At 72.3% G+C, this 15535-nt stretch carries 14 protein-coding genes and 1 pseudogene; 7 read left to right on the top strand and 8 right to left on the bottom strand.

Translation table 11 applies throughout. The annotated features are described in order from the left end of the window. Both IE258_RS36235 and IE258_RS36240 read left to right on the top strand, forming a co-directional pair. Positions 1-251: pseudogene (locus IE258_RS36235) on the top strand (tautomerase family protein); the annotation flags it as partial. An 84-nt stretch (positions 252-335) separates the two neighbouring features. After that, complete coding sequence (locus IE258_RS36240; protein WP_189750090.1) at positions 336-956, top strand: TetR/AcrR family transcriptional regulator; 621 nt, start codon at positions 336-338, stop codon at positions 954-956. On the opposite strand, the gene IE258_RS36245 is transcribed toward IE258_RS36240, so the two are convergent. Further along, positions 938-1963, bottom strand: a complete 1026-nt coding sequence (locus IE258_RS36245) for an SMP-30/gluconolactonase/LRE family protein (protein ID WP_189750091.1) — start codon at positions 1961-1963, stop codon at positions 938-940. The two genes, IE258_RS36240 and IE258_RS36245, sit on opposite strands and share 19 nt — an antisense overlap. A 174-nt stretch (positions 1964-2137) precedes the next feature. On the opposite strand from IE258_RS36245, the gene IE258_RS36250 reads away from it, so the two are divergent. Both IE258_RS36250 and IE258_RS36255 read left to right on the top strand, forming a co-directional pair. Further along, the gene (locus IE258_RS36250; protein WP_189750092.1) at positions 2138-3940 is read left to right on the top strand and encodes a flavin-containing monooxygenase; all 1803 of its coding nucleotides are present in this window, start codon (positions 2138-2140) and stop codon (positions 3938-3940) included. 178 nt (positions 3941-4118) lie between these two features. Continuing rightward, positions 4119-5366, top strand: a complete 1248-nt coding sequence (locus IE258_RS36255; protein WP_189750093.1) for an MFS transporter — start codon at positions 4119-4121, stop codon at positions 5364-5366. A gap of 118 nt (positions 5367-5484) precedes the next feature. Here IE258_RS36255 and IE258_RS36260 read toward each other — a convergent pair whose 3' ends face one another. Beyond that, complete coding sequence (locus IE258_RS36260) at positions 5485-6339, bottom strand: class I SAM-dependent methyltransferase (protein WP_189750094.1); 855 nt, start codon at positions 6337-6339, stop codon at positions 5485-5487. 84 nt (positions 6340-6423) lie between these two features. On the opposite strand from IE258_RS36260, the gene IE258_RS36265 reads away from it, so the two are divergent. Further along, positions 6424-6960, top strand: coding sequence for a helix-turn-helix domain-containing protein (locus IE258_RS36265; RefSeq protein WP_189750175.1), 537 nt, complete (start codon positions 6424-6426; stop codon positions 6958-6960). A gap of 71 nt (positions 6961-7031) precedes the next feature. Here the strand turns inward: IE258_RS36265 and IE258_RS36270 are convergent, their stop codons facing one another. From IE258_RS36270 to IE258_RS36290, 5 genes are all read right to left on the bottom strand, one after another. After that, entirely contained in the window at positions 7032-7307 is a 276-nt protein-coding gene (locus IE258_RS36270) for a zinc-binding dehydrogenase (protein ID WP_229892653.1), read from the bottom strand. A 44-nt stretch (positions 7308-7351) separates the two neighbouring features. Next, positions 7352-7978 (bottom strand): histidine phosphatase family protein, encoded by a 627-nt coding sequence (locus IE258_RS36275; RefSeq protein ID WP_189750177.1) that lies wholly within the window; start codon positions 7976-7978, stop codon positions 7352-7354. Positions 7979-8096: 118 nt separating this feature from the next. Next, the gene (locus IE258_RS36280) at positions 8097-10256 is read right to left on the bottom strand and encodes a SpoIIE family protein phosphatase (RefSeq protein ID WP_189750095.1); all 2160 of its coding nucleotides are present in this window, start codon (positions 10254-10256) and stop codon (positions 8097-8099) included. Positions 10257-10427: 171 nt separating this feature from the next. Next, entirely contained in the window at positions 10428-11612 is a 1185-nt protein-coding gene (locus tag IE258_RS36285; RefSeq protein ID WP_159326344.1) for a beta-ketoacyl-[acyl-carrier-protein] synthase family protein, read from the bottom strand. A 345-nt stretch (positions 11613-11957) separates the two neighbouring features. Beyond that, positions 11958-12677 (bottom strand): TetR/AcrR family transcriptional regulator, encoded by a 720-nt coding sequence (locus tag IE258_RS36290; RefSeq protein ID WP_189750096.1) that lies wholly within the window; start codon positions 12675-12677, stop codon positions 11958-11960. A 149-nt stretch (positions 12678-12826) separates the two neighbouring features. Between IE258_RS36290 and IE258_RS36295 the strand changes: the two genes are divergently transcribed. Next, positions 12827-13948 (top strand): FAD-dependent oxidoreductase, encoded by a 1122-nt coding sequence (locus tag IE258_RS36295; protein ID WP_189750097.1) that lies wholly within the window; start codon positions 12827-12829, stop codon positions 13946-13948. Between the two features lie 64 nt (positions 13949-14012). Here the strand turns inward: IE258_RS36295 and IE258_RS36300 are convergent, their stop codons facing one another. Next, a complete protein-coding gene (locus IE258_RS36300) occupies positions 14013-14468 on the bottom strand; it encodes a DoxX family protein (RefSeq protein WP_189750098.1) in 456 nt (151 codons plus the stop codon). Between the two features lie 314 nt (positions 14469-14782). Here IE258_RS36300 and IE258_RS36305 point away from each other — a divergent pair, with 314 nt between their 5' ends. Then, positions 14783-15505: a lytic polysaccharide monooxygenase gene (locus tag IE258_RS36305; RefSeq protein WP_159326348.1), complete on the top strand. Its 723-nt coding sequence runs from the start codon at positions 14783-14785 to the stop codon at positions 15503-15505. The last annotated feature ends 30 nt before the right edge of the window (positions 15506-15535 follow it).

Here is a 15535-nt window from a genome sequence, read left to right on the forward strand (position 1 = left end):
TGGCCGGGGTCCCCGTCGGCCGTTACGCGGTGGGCGGCAAGGCCGTGGACACTGCCGCCTCGGTGGTCCTGGGCGTCCGCGCCGGTCTTTTCGACCGCCCCGACGCCGACCGGATGACCGCACGCCTCGGCGCCGCGCTCACCGACGCGATCACGCGCGTCGTCGGTGACGATCTCCGCGCCGGCACCATGGTCGAACTCGTCGCGTCACCGCCGGAACGCACCTTCGTCGGTGGCGCCCTCACCGCGTGACCTTCCATCCGGCCACCTCACGGCCCGGTCGTGCTCAGGATCAGCGGTGGTGGCCGGGGGCGTGGCGGGCGATACGCTCTGGGGGTGACCCGGCAATCGACCCCCGCCGAGCGACGGCCCGCGAATGACGGGCGCCGGGTCGCCGCCCGCAACCGGGCTGCTCTCGTCGGCGCCGCGCGCGAGATCTACGCCGAGTACGGTCTCGACGCGCCCTTGTCCGCGATCGCACGGCGAGCCGGAGTGGGACAGGGCGTTCTGTACCGGCACTTTCCCGACCGGGCGGCCGTCGCCACCGCGGTCCTGGACGAGAACGTCGGCCAGATCGAGCAGGCGGCGGCGGCCCCGGACGCGGACATCGCCACCGTCCTCGGTGTACTGACCTGGCACCAGACCCAGTCGGCGGCCTTCATCAGTGTGCTGCACATCGACGCCGCGGCAGGCCGTTCCGGCATCCCCGAGTACGCCGCGGCCCTGTCCGGGCGGGTCGAGCGGGCCCTGCGGGCGCACCTGCCGGACGGCCATCGTCTGGCCACGGCGAAGGACGATCTCATGATCGCTGTCGCCATGGTCTCGGGGGCGGTCACCGGCCCCACCCGTGAGCAGCGGGAACGCCGGGCCATGGCGGCGTGGCGACTGCTCGGCGTCGAGGTGGGACCGGTGCGCCCTTTCGGTGACGAAGAGTGCGGTCAGCCGCCGTTGGACTGACGGACACCCCGCGCCAGTGCGTCGAAGGTGTACAGATACCCTCCGGCGGGCCCGCTGACGGTCATGTACGCCTTGGTCCCCCCGGGCGTGATGGCCACGTTGGTCGCCGACCGCAGTCCCTCGGCGGCGCGGCCGGGGACCTCGACGGTCGCCAGGCGCTCACCGTGCCGGTCGTACACGACCATGGCGGGCCGGCCGTGCAGGGCCTGGTAGAGGTTGCCGTCCGCGTCCACGGCGATCGAGTCGGTCTGGGCGATTCCGCCGTCCACCCTGATGGCCGTGTGCCGGGACGTGACCTGCCCCTTGCCGTCGAGCAGCAGGTAGGAGACGCGGTTCTGGGTGAGCTCACTGACCCATAGCCCGCGGTACTCCGAGTCGAACGAGATCCCGTTGGGCGCCGCCAACCCGTCCGCCAGGACGGTGGCGTTCTTCCCCTCGCGGTCGATCCGCACCACGCGTCCCTCGGCCCGGCCCTCGGACATGCCGCGCGAGTCGCTGACGTACAGGTTGCCGTCCTGGTCGAAGGCGAGGTCGTCGGGGTTCATCGCCGCTCCGTCGACCTCGCCGGAGAAGAAGGTCCGTGGGTCGCTGCCGTCGGGAGCCAGGCTGATGATCTCGCCGTGGGAGAAGTCGGTGAGATGGATCCGCCCGTCGTAGGGGCTGAACTGGGCCGAGGTGTAGGTGCCGCGGTCGTCGGTGTGAACCTGGCCCGACGACTTCTTCCGCACGTCGACCCGCAGCACCTTCGGCTCGCCGGCCGGTGCGGTCACGTCGACGACGAGCAGTTTGCCCTCCGCGTCGAAGGTCGGGCCCTCGAGCAGGGTCATGCCCGTCTCGGGGTGCACCTCGGTCAGCCGCATCAGTTTCTGGGCGCGGATGGTCCGGTCCGTCCCGGGGGCGGCCGTGTCCTGCGGGTCGTCCCCGCGTGGGTCCGTACCGCAGCCGGTGAGGGCCAGGAGGCCCGTCGCGGCGAGCGCGGCGAGGGATCGGAGCGGGAGTCGTTGCATGGGGGTCACTCTTCCTGTCCGAAAGTTTGCGGAAGCTGTCTCCATCGCAACCGGACAGCGTTGTCCGGTAGTTGTTACGGTAGTGCATGCCTGCTCAAGTCCGCCTGCGGCGTGAGGCTTTGGCGGACGCGGCGGGCTTCCTGGCAGCGAACCGGAAGAACTGAGGCCCCCCACATGACGAACCCGGAAGCACCTTCTCCCGAGGAGCCGGCCGAGTTGAGGCGGCGCTACCGGGAGGAGAGGGAACGGCGCGTGCGCCCCGACGGCGCCCGGCAGTACCTCGCCCCCCACGCCGAGTTCGGCTACTACGCCGACGATCCGTACGCGTCGGCGACCGGGGAGCGCGAGCCTCTGCGGGACCGGGTGGACGTCGCGGTCGTCGGCGGGGGGTTCGGCGGCATCCTGGCGGGCGCTCGGTTGCGTCAGCAGGGCGTCGGGCGAGTCCGCGTCCTGGAGAAGGGCGGCGGCTTCGGAGGAACCTGGTACTGGAACCGGTACCCGGGCATCCACTGCGACATCGAGTCGCACGTCTACCTGCCACTGCTCGACGAGACCGGCTACGTCCCGGAGTGGAAGTACTCCCCCGGAGAGGAGATCCGCCGCCACGCGGTGCGCATCGCGGAGAAGTTCGACCTCTTCGCGGACGCCCTGTTCTCGACCTCGGTCACCTCCCTGACCTGGGGCGAGACGTCACAGGCGTGGATCGTCAGGACCGACCGGGGCGACGAGTTCCGCGCCACCTACGTCATCACGGCGACCGGAACCCTCACCGAGCTCAAGCTTCCCGGCATCCCCGGCATCGAGCGGTTCAAGGGGCACACCTTCCACACCTCGCGCTGGGACTACGCCTACACCGGCGGCACCCCGGACGGCGGCCTCACCGGCCTCGCGGGCAAGCGTGTGGGCGTCGTCGGCACCGGCGCCACCGGGGTCCAGGTCGTCCCGAAGCTGGCCGAGGACGCGGGACACCTCTACGTCTTCCAGCGCACCCCCTCCAGCGTGGACGTGCGGGCCAACCGCCGCACCACCGCGCGGGACGTCGGTGCCGACCGCGAGGGCTGGGCGCGCGAGCGGCGTGACAACTTCCTGCGCATCGTGTCCGGCGAGCCCGTCGAAGAGGATCTGGTGGCGGACCGGTGGACCGCGTCGGCCGGTCTCCTGGAGAAGCTCCTGCCGAGCTTTCGCCGTCCGGAGGACCGCCGGGCATTCGAATCGGCCTACGAGGTCGCGGACGCCGCGAAGATGAACGAGATCCGTGCCCGCGTCGAGCGGATCGTCGCCGACGCGGACACGGCGGAGAAGCTCAAACCCTGGTACCGGTACGCCTGCAAGCGCCCCACCTTCTCCGACACCTACCTCCAGGCGTTCAACCGCGACAACGTCACCCTGGTCGACACCGCGGACACCCACGGCATCGAGCGAATGACCGAGCGCGGTGTCGTGGTCGACGGCACCGAGTACGAACTCGACTGCCTGATCTTCGCCACCGGGTTCTCCGTCGGAGTCTCCGGCGTCCACTCCGGGAAACTGCCCGTCCACGGCCGGGACGGCGTCGAACTGCTGCAGGCGTTGCGGCAGCGGGGACCGCGTTCCCTGCACGGCTTCACCCGCAACGGATTCCCGAACCTGATCCAGTTGGGAGCCGGGCAGAGCGCCAGCAGCGTCAACTTCACGCACGTACTCGACGAACACGCCGTGCACGCGGCGGCACTCGTCGCCGCCGCCGAAGCCAGGGACGCCGTCATCGAACCCTCCCGCGAGGCCGAGGACGCCTGGCTCGCCGTCATGGCCGAGGACGCACCCGACCACGAGTGGTTCCACGCCGAATGCACCCCCGGCTACTACAACGGTGAGGGGCGCGGCCGGCCGAACGGACCCCACGCCTACCCGCATGGCGCGGTCGCCTTCCACGACCTGCTGGAGCGCTGGCGCGAAGGGTCCATGGACGACGTGCTGAAGGCCGGCCGGGCTTCCTGAGCCGGCTCGGGGGAAGAGAGGGACCACGGGGGCCTCGTCCCGTACGGGTACCGCGCGCCCTGTGCGATCACAGCGCCTGACATGCTGGTTCCCGCGGCCACCGCACCCGGTCGACGAGGACAGGAGCGGTGGCGCACCCTCACACAACCCGTTCCCCCTCGGAAGGCTTTCCTTCGCCATGCCCTTGGCTCTGCTGGCCCTGGCCGTCGTCGCGTTCGGCATCGGCACGACCGAGTTCGTCACGATGGGGCTCCTGCCCCAGATCGCCGACGGCGTCGGGGTGTCCGTGCCGCACGCGGGCAACCTCGTCTCCGCCTACGCGCTCGGCGTCGTCGTCGGCGCGCCGCTGCTCACCGGGATGGGCGCCCGAGTGCCGCACAAGCGGCTGCTGCTGATCCTCTCCGGCGTGTTCGTCGTCGGGAACACCGCCTCCGCGCTCGCCCCGAACTTCGCCCTGCTGTTCGCCGCGCGTGTCCTGGCCGGGCTTCCCCACGGCGCGCTCTTCGGCGTGGGCGCCGTCGTCGCCGCCAAGCTGGTCGCGCCCGACCGGGCGGCCCGCGCCGTCTCGACCATGTTCCTCGGCCTCACGGTCGCCAACATCGTCGGTGTCCCCGTCGGGACCGCCCTCGGCCAGCAACTCGGCTGGCGTTACGCGTTCGCCGCGGTGTCCGCCATCGGCGTCGTGGCCCTCGTCGCCCTGGTGCTGCTGATCCCGCACCAGCCCCGTGGCGCACAGTCCGGCGTCATGCACGAGTTGCGCGCGATGAAGAACAAGCAGGTGATGCTCGGCCTGGTCACCGCGGTCGTCGGATTCGGCGGCTACTTCGCCGTTTACAGCTACCTCGTGCCGATGCTGACGCATCTGACGGGCATATCGGACGCTTCCACCACCCTGGTGCTCGCACTGTTCGGGGTGGGGATGACGGTGGGCACCCTGGTGGCGGGGCCGCTCACCGACCGGGCGCTGCGGCCGACGCTCTACGCGGGATTCGCCCTGCTGGCCGCGTCTTTGGTGGCGCTGTACTTCACGATCGGTCAGGTGGTGCCCGCGCTCGTCGTCATCACGATCGTCGGCGCCCTGAGCTCACTGATCACCACTCCCGTGCAGATGCTGCTGATGACGAAGGCGCACGAGGCGCCGACGATGGCGGCGGCCTCGAACCACTCGGCGTTCAACCTGGCCAACGCCGGCGGCGCCTGGCTGGGCGGCCTCGTCATCGCGGCGGGCTGGGGCTGGTCCTCGCCCGCCCTGGTCGGCGCCGCCCTGGCCGTCGTCGGACTCGGCCTGGCCGTCACCGGCGGATACCTCGACCGGGACGGGCGCGGCTCGAAGGTCGTCACGGCCTCCGGCACGGTCCGCGAACCATACGAGGCGGACGAGGGGAGCGCGACGGCCGGGTCCGCGCACAAGCACGGTGCTCCCTGACGGCCGCGGATTGATCATCTCGGTACCCGTGTCGCCGACTCGGTACCCGTGTCGCCGGCCTCTGGCGCTTCGTCGGCCATCTGGTTGGGCCGGGCTTCGGCGCGGCTCGCCCCGCGGCTCACGGGCGGCGGGCGATCCAGGTGGTGCGGGTGGTGCGCACGCGCAGATCGTCACGGTGCGCGACGCCGTGCGGCCGCGTGTCGTCCAGCAGGGCGTCCAGGGCGGCCAGGTCCGCTTCGAGGACGTCCGTGGCGTGGGAGCGCAGCTTGGCCAGCGCGCCCTGGGCGTAGGCGTTCAGGGACGGACCCGCCTCGGTGCGGTCGAGCCGGATCTCGAAGGGGCGCCGCTCCTCGAGGGTGAACCCGGCCGCCCTGAGCTGCTCGGTCCATTCGTGGGGCGGCTGGGTGTTCGTGGCGGCGTGCAGACGGGCCTCCAGACCGGGCCGGCCGACACCGGGGTCCTCGCGCAGGTAGCGGGGGAAGAAGTCCATCTCGGTGACGGCGATGAGCCCGCCCGGGCGCAGCTGCTCGAAGGCGCGGGCGAAGGTGCGGGCGGGGTCCGCCACGTGGTGCAGGAAGGCCGCGGCCCAGATCAGGTCGTACGGCCCGCCCTCGCCTCTTTCGGTCCAGGGCTCGTCGATGTTCGCCTCGACCGTGCCGACCCGGTCGGCGAACCCGTACGCAAAAGCCTGCTTGCGCAGGCGGTGCAGCATCTGCGCGGAGATGTCCACCGCCGTCACGTGCGCCGCGGGGAACCGGCGGGCCAGAGCGAAGCTGCCCGTACCGGGACCGCTCCCCAGATCCAGGATCCGGGCCGGAGCGGGGTCGGAGAGTTCGGCGAGCAGGCCGGTCAGCTCCGCGTAGTAGGAAGCCAGGACTTCGCCGTCCAGCTCCAGCAGTTTCGCCAACGCGATGTCGGGCCCCGCCGCCCGCTCGTGTCCGACATGCCCGTGAATGTCATGGTGTGTGGTCATGCCTCGACGGTACGGTGATCACTGCGGGGATGTCATAGGCTCTTGCCGGTGGAGCAAGAATCGACTCTGGACGCCACTGTCAGGATGCGGATCCGGTCCCTGCGCAAGGCGCGAGGCTGGTCGCTGGACAACCTGGCCGAGCGTGCGGGCATCAGCCCGTCGCAGCTCAGCCGTATCGAGACCGGACACCGCCGCATCAGCCTCGACCAGCTCACCGCCATCAGCGGGGCGCTGGGCAAGTCCCTCGACGAGCTCGTCGAGTCACCCGACGACTCCGACGTCGTCATCCGGCCGGACCGCGACGAGACCCGCGGCCTGACCACCTGGCTCCTCACCCGGGACAACGGCCCCCAGGGGCTGACCGTCGCCAAGATGCGCATCACCGATCAGGCTGGCGGCGTCACCCCCGACGACCTGGGCGTCCATCCCGGCAGGGACTGGTTCACCGTGCTGTCCGGCACCGTCGTCCTGTACCTGGGCGAGCGCGTCATCCGCGTCGAGACGGGACAGGCCGCCTCGTTCTCCACCATGACCCCCCACGCGATCCGCAGCGACCGTGGCCCCGCCGAGGTCCTGGTCATCCTGGACCACAACGGCGAACGCAGCCATCTGCACACCTGAGCCGGAGAGCGGGTGTTCGTGGGCCGGTCGCGGTCGCGGCTGCCACCGGTCGTTGTCCCGCGTTGTCCGCGTCAGAGGGTGACCACGATCTTTCCGTGGACACGGCGCCCTGCTTGCAGCTGCACGGCCTCCCGGATCTCCTCGACGGGGAAGGTCGCGGCGATCGGCACGGTGAGTTTCCCTGCACCGACCTCGTCCACGGTGCCCGCGAAGTCCGCGGCGAACCCGGACGGCAGGGTGATGCCGAACCGCCGGGCCATGCCGGGTACCGAGGACAGCATGGGGCTGAGCCCCACGGCGGCCACGCGGACGCGCACCTCTCCGGCGCCGGCATGCGGCTCCGGCACCTCGCGCAGTTCCAGTACCTCCCGGGGTGGGGAGCGTGTGGCCCTCAGACGTGCAGTTCGGGGGGAAAGCCCGTCCAGCGCAGCTCGGCGGGCAGGTGCCGCATGTCGTTGGACAGGAGGACGGAGGCCGCCCGGCCGGGCGCGTAGCGGATGACGGTGAGCGCCGCGTTGCAGTGGTTGAGGCCGAGCCACCGCCACTTCGGTGCGTGCAGGGCGTCGCGGACGAGCCAGGCGATGAGGAAGTTGTGGGTGACGACCAGCTCGTGCCGGTCCTGGTCGCCGTCCGTCACCACCCCGGCGAAGCGGCGCAGCGCCGCACGGGCGAGCGCCGGGCCGTGCTCGCGTTCCTCGTCCGTGGCGCCGGCGAGGAAGTCCAGGTAGAAGTCCGCGGCCTCGGCCGGGAGCTCGTCCCGTTCCGGTATGTACGGCACGTAGTCACCGGCGATCTCCGACACGTGCGGAGTGACACCCTCCAGTTCGTCCGCGACCAGGCGCGCGGTCTGAGCGGCCCGCGGCAGGGGACCGTGGTGCACGGCGGTCAGCGGTACGTCGCTCAGGCGCCGGCCGAGCAGGGTCGCCTGCCGTCGACCGGCGTCGGTGAGCCCGCCCTCGTCCGGTGCGGCCTCGCCGTGCCGCGCGAGATAGAGGTAACGGGCGGCCGTGCCGGTCATGGTCATCTGGAAACTCCTCGGGGGCGCGCTGGATCTTGTGCTGGGGAAGGACGCCCGCCCCAGCGATCCAGTTCCCCGCACGTCGGGCAAGCCGCGCCAGTACCGTCCCGGGGTCGCGTCAGCGCACGACCTCGGCCCAGACCACCTTGCCGGTGTCCGTCCACCGCACCCCCCACCGGCTGGTGAGCCGGTGCACCACGTGCAGGCCGCGGCCCCCGTCGTCGAGGAGCCCGCCCCGGCCCAGCCGCGGTCTGCCGTTGCCGGTGTCGCCGACCTCGCACAGCAGGCCGGGACCGGCCCTGATCAGCCGTACCGTGATGGGGCCGCCGGCGAACCGGACCGCGTTGGTGACCAGCTCGCTGACCAGGAGCAGCACACTGTCCCGGGTGCTGTCCCTGGTGCGCCACTGCCGCAGCAGCGCGGCGACCAGCGCGCGGGCCCGCGCGGCCGCGTCGTCGCGGGCGGGTAGCCTCCAGGTCGCGGTGTCCCCCTTGCGGTAGCCGATCATGCGGGCCAGCAGCAGGGTCACGTCGTCGCGCTGGCGCGTCGGCATCACCTCGGAGACCACCCGCCGCGCGGCCTGCTGCAGCGTGTCCCAGGGGTGCACCGCGGACACCGCGTCCGCCAGCCTGCCGATGCCCTCGTCGATCGGCACGGCCGGATCCTCGACCAGGCCGTCGGTGTAAAGGGCGAGCAGGGAGCCCGGGGGCGCGACGAAGGTGTGCACGCCGAACGGCTCCCGCAGCGCGAACTCGGCGCCCAGACCTGGGTGCGGGCGGACCGGTAGAGGACCGGCGCGTCCGTCCGGCGACACCAGGATCGGCGGCAGATGGCCCGCGCTGGACAGCGCCACCCGGTGGCTGACGGGGTCGTAGACGGCGATGCAGCAGGTGGAGCCGAGGGCGCTGTAGCCGGCCGCCAGCCCGGACTCCGCGTCGTCCAGCAGGGTCACCGTCTCGTCCAGGTGCTCCAGCACCTCGTCGGGCGCCAGGCCCGCGGACAGCAGCGCGCGGGCCTCCATGCTCAGCTGGCCCATGGTCGCCGCCGCCCCCAGCCCGTGCCCGACGACATCGCCGACGACCAGCGCGGTACGGCCGTCCGGCAGCGGAAAGCTGTTCACCCAGTCACCGCCGACACCCGCGCTGTCGGGGGTGGTCGGCTGGTAGACGCTCGCGGTCTGGACGGTTCCGCCGGCGGAGCGCGGCAGCAGCCGGCGCTGCAGGGCCAGCACCTGCGTGTGCTCGCGCTGGTGCTGGCGGGCCAGGTCCACGTGGTGCGAGGTCCTGGCGACCAGTTCCTGGAGGTCGAGCAGCTCGCTGTCGGCGAAGGGGCGGTCAGCGCGCCGCCACACCTCCGCCACGCCCAGGACGACGGGTGGATCGCCCTCCAGGACCAGCGGCACGCACGCCACTCCCGCCGACCGGTCCCCGGGCACCAGGGCACGTACCAGCCGCGGGCTGCCGAGCACCCGCTCGATCGCCTCCCGGTCGGGCAGGACGATGGACTGCGGGGCGTCGGAGCGCCGTATCGCCTGCGACAGCAGACGACTCGCGTCGCCGGGAAGGTCCTCGCCGAGGGTCACATAGCCCTCGGGCCACGCCCGGTCCGGTACCAGGGCCGCCCGCCGCAGCCGGATGCGGCCCTGCGCCCGCTCGGTGACCCCTTCGCCCGTCCACACGGCGAAGTCCAGATCGACGGCGGCCACGTCCCCCCACGCCAGCAGGGACTCCGCCAGCGACTGCGCCGTCTCGCCGATGTCCAGCGACGTGCCGATCGCCGTCTCGGCGGCGTACAGGTGCAGCCTCCTGGCCATGGCGATGACGGAGACGGTCAGCCCCTCCTGCGACGCGGCCGCGGGCAGGATGCTCATCGAGACGACCAGTTCCGACCCGTCGCGGCGCCGCAGGCGCTGGACCCGGGCCACGTGCGCCTCGCCGGTCTCGAGGACCTGTCGCAGCCGCCGGGTGACCGTCGGAACGTCACCCCGGGGCAGAAGATCGACGAACGGGCTTCCGGGCGCCGCGTCCAGCCCGGCGAACACGGGGGCTTCCAGATTGCGGTGGGTGACTCTCAGCTCCCGGTCCAGATTGACCGCACCGAGGATCTGCTCCGGCGGGCCCCCTGCCGGATGCTCGTGCTCCGGTTGACCCGCCGCGGGATCGCCCCGCGACTCGGCGGGACCGGCAGTCGCCGCCGGGCCACGCGGGATGTACCGGCCGAGAGCGCTGCTGACCAGGTCGAACGGCGACGAGGACGAAGGGGAGGGTGTGGAGTCCATGCGGCTCCCTCAGCTCGCTCGCCAACCCCGGCACAGTGCCGGGGCCGTACCCGAACCCGTGCGGAAGGACCCCCGAGATCCCGACCGCACACCCCATTCAATAACACCGGCGGACGCTTCGCCCACACCAGCCGACCGCGCGGTGACGACGGAGGGTGATCGGCCGGGCGGCTAGAGCCACTCACCTTCCAGGGCGGTGGCCGTGAGGCCGGGCGCGGCCGCGTAGAGGACGGCACGGCTGCCCGCCTTCTGCCCGGCGTCGTGCGCACGGCGCAGGATGTCGAACACGGCGGCGCCCCCGCGGTTGCCGCTGAGGTAGCTGTCCCGGCTGTACTCCAGGAGTCCCGACGGCCACTCGTCGGGCATCGTCTGCTCCATGTACTCCAGCACCCGGGTCCCGCCGGGGTGCGCGAGCAGGACGTCGGGGTGCCAGGAGGCGGGGTCGTCCTCGTAGCGGACGCGGAGCCACTCCCACATCGCGGTGACCGTCTCCTGCACCGCCCGCGGGCCGCGCCGGTCCATCACGAAGTGGGTGCCGTCCGCCCGCGTCTCCAGCCGGTGCAGGTCCCGTGTGCCCGGCAGGGTGTGGTGCCAGGCGGCGTCCAGCCGGAGCACCGACTCGCGCCTCGGGCGGCCCGTGACCACCGCGGCGACCGCGGTGTCCGCGAACAGCAGCCGGACGATCAGGGACTCCAGGGTGTCGTCGGCGGGCTGGTAGGTCGTACTCAGCGCCTCGGAGATCACGACCAGGACCACCCGGTCGGGGTCCGCCGCCACGAGGTCCGCCGCCAGCGCCAGGGAACGGGTCCCGGCCACGCAGGCCCACTGGGTGGCGGGCAGGAGCATGGCATCGCCGCGCAGCGGCAGCCGGTTGGCCAGGGCCACGTCCAGGCCGGGCAGTGCCGGGGTGGTGGAGTTGCTGGTGATCAGGCAGTCGACGTCCGCGGCGTCCAGCCCGGCGCTCTGCAGGGCCCCGCGCGCCGCGCGTTCCCCGTAGGACTGGACGGCCTCCCAGGCCGGGGCGGTGCGTTCCTGGACGGTCTGCGACGCGGGCACCGACCCGAGGGCGGCGATCACACGGTCCGCGTCCTGTCCGCCGAACCCTTCGCGGGCCAGCGCCTCCCGGGCGGCCTCCAGACCGGCGGCCTCCAGGGCGCCGCCGTTGCCGGGCGCGACCGCGGCCTCCAGCGGAAGCATCCAGCCGCGGGACTCGATGCCGGTACTGGCGGCGATGCCGTCGATCCGCGGCGCCCACGCCGCGTCCGGGTGCCGGTCGCGCACTTCGGCCACGATTTCGCTGGTCTTCACGGAGTGCTCGCCGTGTATCACGGCGGGAGCGCACAGGTAAGCGGCCACGATCGGCACCTTTCTACGGGGTCTGCAGTGAGCGGGGGCGCAGCTGAGGAAGGGAGCGGTGGGGGAGGGAGGAAGGAGAGGGAGGGAGAAGGATCGAGAAGGAGAGAGGAGGAGGGAGGGAGGTGGGCGGAGGGGCGGCGCCACGCGTGCTGTGGCATGGCTCACTTGACTGCGACGCGACCAAGTCGGCGACGCTGTGCGCGACTTCGCACGGCGCCTCTCACATCGAGCATGGAGGCGAAAAGGGCATTTCCGCAGTGACCCACGCAACTTGGGCGACTGCGGGATACGTGAGACGGCGCACACGCCGAAGGCCGCCCCGTCGGCGAGCGGCTGGGCCCCGACCTACCGGGCGGGCCGGTGAAGTGCCGCGATGCCGGCCAGGACCAGGCTGATCCCGGCGAGGAACTGCTCGCGGTCGTCGTGGCCGCGCACCTGGTCCGCCACGGCCCGGGTGAACGGGTACTCGTCCGGGTCCAGCCCCTGCCACGCCGTCGAGACGGTGCCCAGGAACTCGTCCCGGTCCACGTGGTGCCCCGAGGGGCCCGCGCTCGGGGCGCTCGCGGAGTTCACGGCGTTCTGGCCGGCGGCGCCGAGGATGTAGTGCATCAGTGCCGAGGTCGCCGTGAACCAGTGGGCCTCGGGCACACCCATCGCCTGGACCTGGCGGCCGAGGCTCTCGAAGATCCGCGGCGCCACCGTCCCCCAGGGGGTGCGGGACAACTGCGTCGCGAGCTGCGTGGCCAGCCACGGGTGTGCCTCGGTCGCGTCGAACAGGCCGAGCGCGACGGCACGGACGGCGTCCTGGGGCGAGTCGGCGGTGCCGGTGGGTTCGGCGGTCACCGCGGCGGCGACGACCGCGTCCGTGGCGGCGCCGAGCAGTTCGGCCTTGCCCGTGATGTGCCAGTAGATCGCCCCGGGGCCGGTCGCAAGGCGCTCGGCCAGCGCGCGGAAGGTGAGGCCGCGCTCTCCCACGGTGTCGAGGAGTTCGACGGCCGCTGTGACGATGCGCTCCCGCGAGAGGGGTTCCTGCCGCCGTTCCGGACGGCGCGACCTGGGTGCCATGTCCCTCATCCTAGACCGCCTGGAACGACGTTCCAGCTTGACAGCGACTGGAACGGCGTTCCACTCTGGAAGTGCTGGAACGCCGTTCCAGCGTCAGTCGGTCTTGTCGGTCCCCCGGTCGGCGGGGGCCCGGATCAGGAGGTATGGCCATGACCACGCATGTCACGATCGTCGGCGCCGGACTCGGCGGCCTCACGCTCGCCCGCGTCCTGCACGTCCACGGAATTCCGGCCACGGTCTACGAGGCCGAAGCCTCGGCGGCGGCCCGCGCCCAGGGCGGGATGCTCGACATCCACGACCACAACGGCCAGCCGGCCCTGCGGGCCGCGGGCCTGTCCGAGGAGTTCCGCGGTCTCGTCCTGGAGGGCCGTCAGGCGACGCGGGCCCTCGCGCCGGACGGGACGGTCCTGTTCGAGGAGGGCGACGACGGCACGGGCGGCCGCCCCGAGGTGATGCGCGGCGAACTGCGGCGGATACTCCTCGACTCACTCCCGGCCGGCACCGTCCGCTGGGGCCACAAGGTCCGCACCGTCCGCTCCCTGGGCGGCGGCGGCCACGAGGTCGCGTTCGCGGACGGCGGCTCCGTCGTCACGAGCCTGCTGGTCGGCGCGGACGGCGCCTGGTCCCGGGTGCGCCCGCTGCTGTCCGGCGCCATACCCGAGTACGTCGGCATGTCGTTCGTCGAGACCTGGCTGTTCGACGCCGACGTCCGGCACCCGGCGACCGCGAAGGCGGTCGGCGACGGTGCGATGCTCGCCCTCGCGCCGGGGAAGGCGATCCAGGCCCACCGGGAGAGCGGCGGGACCCTGCACGCGTACGTGGCCCTGCGCAAACCGCTGGAGTGGTTCGACGGCATGGACCTCGCCGAGGCGGCGGGCGCCGCGCGGGTGGCGCGGGAGTTCACCGGATGGGCACCGGAGTTGACGGCGATGATCACCGACGCCGACACCGCGCCGGTCCTGCGTCCGCTGCACACCCTCCCCGCCGAGCACCGCTGGGAGCGGGTGCCCGGAGTGACCCTGCTCGGTGACGCGGCCCACCTCATGCCGCCGTCCGGCGAAGGAGCCAACCTGGCCATGTACGACGGCGCCGAACTCGGCAGGGCGCTTGCCGAGCACCCGGGCGACGCGGAGGCCGCGCTCGCCGCGTACGAGCGGGACCTGTTCCCGCGCGGTGCCGCGGAGGCCGTCGACGCGTCCCGGCTGCACGAGCTGATGTTCGGCGACGACACACCGCACGGCCTGATCAGGATGTTCGCCGGCGAGGAATAGGCGGCGGTGCGGCGGTCCCCGGGGGTGACCACCGCTCCGCGCCGGTTGGGCAGGCCCGCTCGCCTCAGACGGACGTCGGCGTGTCCGTGGACATCGGCCCGGTGACCGGTCGACCGCCCGTTCCCCCGCGGGGGCGCAGGCGGGAGGCCAGGCTCCAGCGGCCCGGACCGACCGCGGCGACCAGGAGGAAGGACCAGCAGAACATGGCCGCCGACTCCCCGCCGTTCTCGATGGGGAAGAGCCCGTCGGGCTGGTGCTCCACGAAGTAGGCGTACGCCATGGACCCGGAGCACAGCACGGCCGCGGTGCGGGTGACGAGGCCGCACAGGACCAGTGTGCCGCCGACGAGTTGCACCACGGCGGCCCACCAGCCGGGCCACTCGGCGACGTCGGGTGCGGCTCCGTGCGGGCCGCCCAGGACGTCGAACAGGGTGGCGGCTCCGTGGCAGGCGAACAGCAGACCTACGACGATGCGGAAGAGCGCGATCACGTGCTCCCTGTGTTTCTCCAACGCTTCCAACGGTGGTGCTCCTCTCTTGCGCAGCGGCCGCGGGTCGGGACCGGGCGGCCGGTGGGGATGGTGCGCAGCACGGGGGCTGGGTCCGAGGGCGTCCCGAGGGAGGGGGAGACGCACGACCCACTTCGACCCTTAACCATCGCGACGACCCTTGTCTAGACCAATAGCGCAACGAGTTGCGCACGAGGGACGCCCCGTCAAATCCGCACCGTCTCTTGCCGGTTGATGTTGCGCGAGCCCTTGACCGTACCGGCTTCGCCGCTATGGTCTAGACCTGAACTCGTCAGGTCTAGACCTGTATCCGAAAGGGGCACGACATGCGCACCAAGAGACGGGTGGCCCTCGCGGTCGGGGCGCTGGTCGCTCCGCTGCTCGCCGTCAGCCTTCCGGCGAGCACCGCCAACGCCCACGGGTGGGTCACCTCGCCCGGGAGCCGGCAGGACCAGTGCGCCGCGGGGATCGTCGACTGCGGTCAGATCAAGTACGAGCCGCAGAGCGTCGAGGGTCCGAAGGGGCTGAAGAGCTGCAGCGGCGGCAACAGCCAGTTCGCCGAACTCGACGACGACAGCAAGGGCTGGCGGGTCACGCCGGTGGCCACCACGCACACCTTCACCTGGCACCACACGGCACGGCACGCCACCGCCAACTGGCAGTACTTCATCGGCAACCAGAAGATCGGCGAATTCGACGGCCACGGTGCCCAGCCCGCCCCGGACGTGAGCCACCAGGTGAACTTCGGCGGCTTCACCGGCCGTCAGAAGGTACTGGCCGTCTGGAACGTCGCGGACACCGGAAACGCCTTCTACTCCTGCATCGACGTCAACATCGGCGGCAGCGGTGGCGGCGACGGTGGCGGCGACGGCGAGCCGGGCGACTGCGCCGTGGCGGCCTGGAGCGCCGGGAGCGTCTACAGCGGCGGCGACACCGTCTCCCACGGCGGCCACACCTGGCGCGCCAAGTGGTGGGTGACCGGCGAGGAGCCCGGCACCACCGGCGAGTGGGGCGTCTGGGAAGACCTCGGAGCCTGCGCGGCCGCGTGAGCGCGACGGCCGGCGCGCACCGACCGCGGG

Source organism: Streptomyces tendae (assembly GCF_014650435.1).
Taxonomy (GTDB): Bacteria; Actinomycetota; Actinomycetes; order Streptomycetales; family Streptomycetaceae; genus Streptomyces; species Streptomyces tendae.

Excerpts from the sequence above, each read along its gene's own strand:
- IE258_RS36245 (WP_189750091.1), bottom strand. The coding sequence starts at position 1,963 with ATGCAACGACTCCCGCTCCGATCCCTCGCCGCGCTCGCCGCGACGGGC.
- IE258_RS36250 (WP_189750092.1), top strand. The coding sequence starts at position 2,138 with ATGACGAACCCGGAAGCACCTTCTCCCGAGGAGCCGGCCGAGTTGAGG.
- IE258_RS36255 (WP_189750093.1), top strand. The coding sequence starts at position 4,119 with ATGCCCTTGGCTCTGCTGGCCCTGGCCGTCGTCGCGTTCGGCATCGGC.
- IE258_RS36260 (WP_189750094.1), bottom strand. The coding sequence starts at position 6,339 with ATGACCACACACCATGACATTCACGGGCATGTCGGACACGAGCGGGCG.
- IE258_RS36265 (WP_189750175.1), top strand. The coding sequence starts at position 6,424 with ATGCGGATCCGGTCCCTGCGCAAGGCGCGAGGCTGGTCGCTGGACAAC.
- IE258_RS36275 (WP_189750177.1), bottom strand. The coding sequence starts at position 7,978 with ATGACCGGCACGGCCGCCCGTTACCTCTATCTCGCGCGGCACGGCGAG.
- IE258_RS36280 (WP_189750095.1), bottom strand. The coding sequence starts at position 10,256 with ATGGACTCCACACCCTCCCCTTCGTCCTCGTCGCCGTTCGACCTGGTC.
- IE258_RS36290 (WP_189750096.1), bottom strand. The coding sequence starts at position 12,677 with ATGGCACCCAGGTCGCGCCGTCCGGAACGGCGGCAGGAACCCCTCTCG.
- IE258_RS36295 (WP_189750097.1), top strand. The coding sequence starts at position 12,827 with ATGACCACGCATGTCACGATCGTCGGCGCCGGACTCGGCGGCCTCACG.
- IE258_RS36305 (WP_159326348.1), top strand. The coding sequence starts at position 14,783 with ATGCGCACCAAGAGACGGGTGGCCCTCGCGGTCGGGGCGCTGGTCGCT.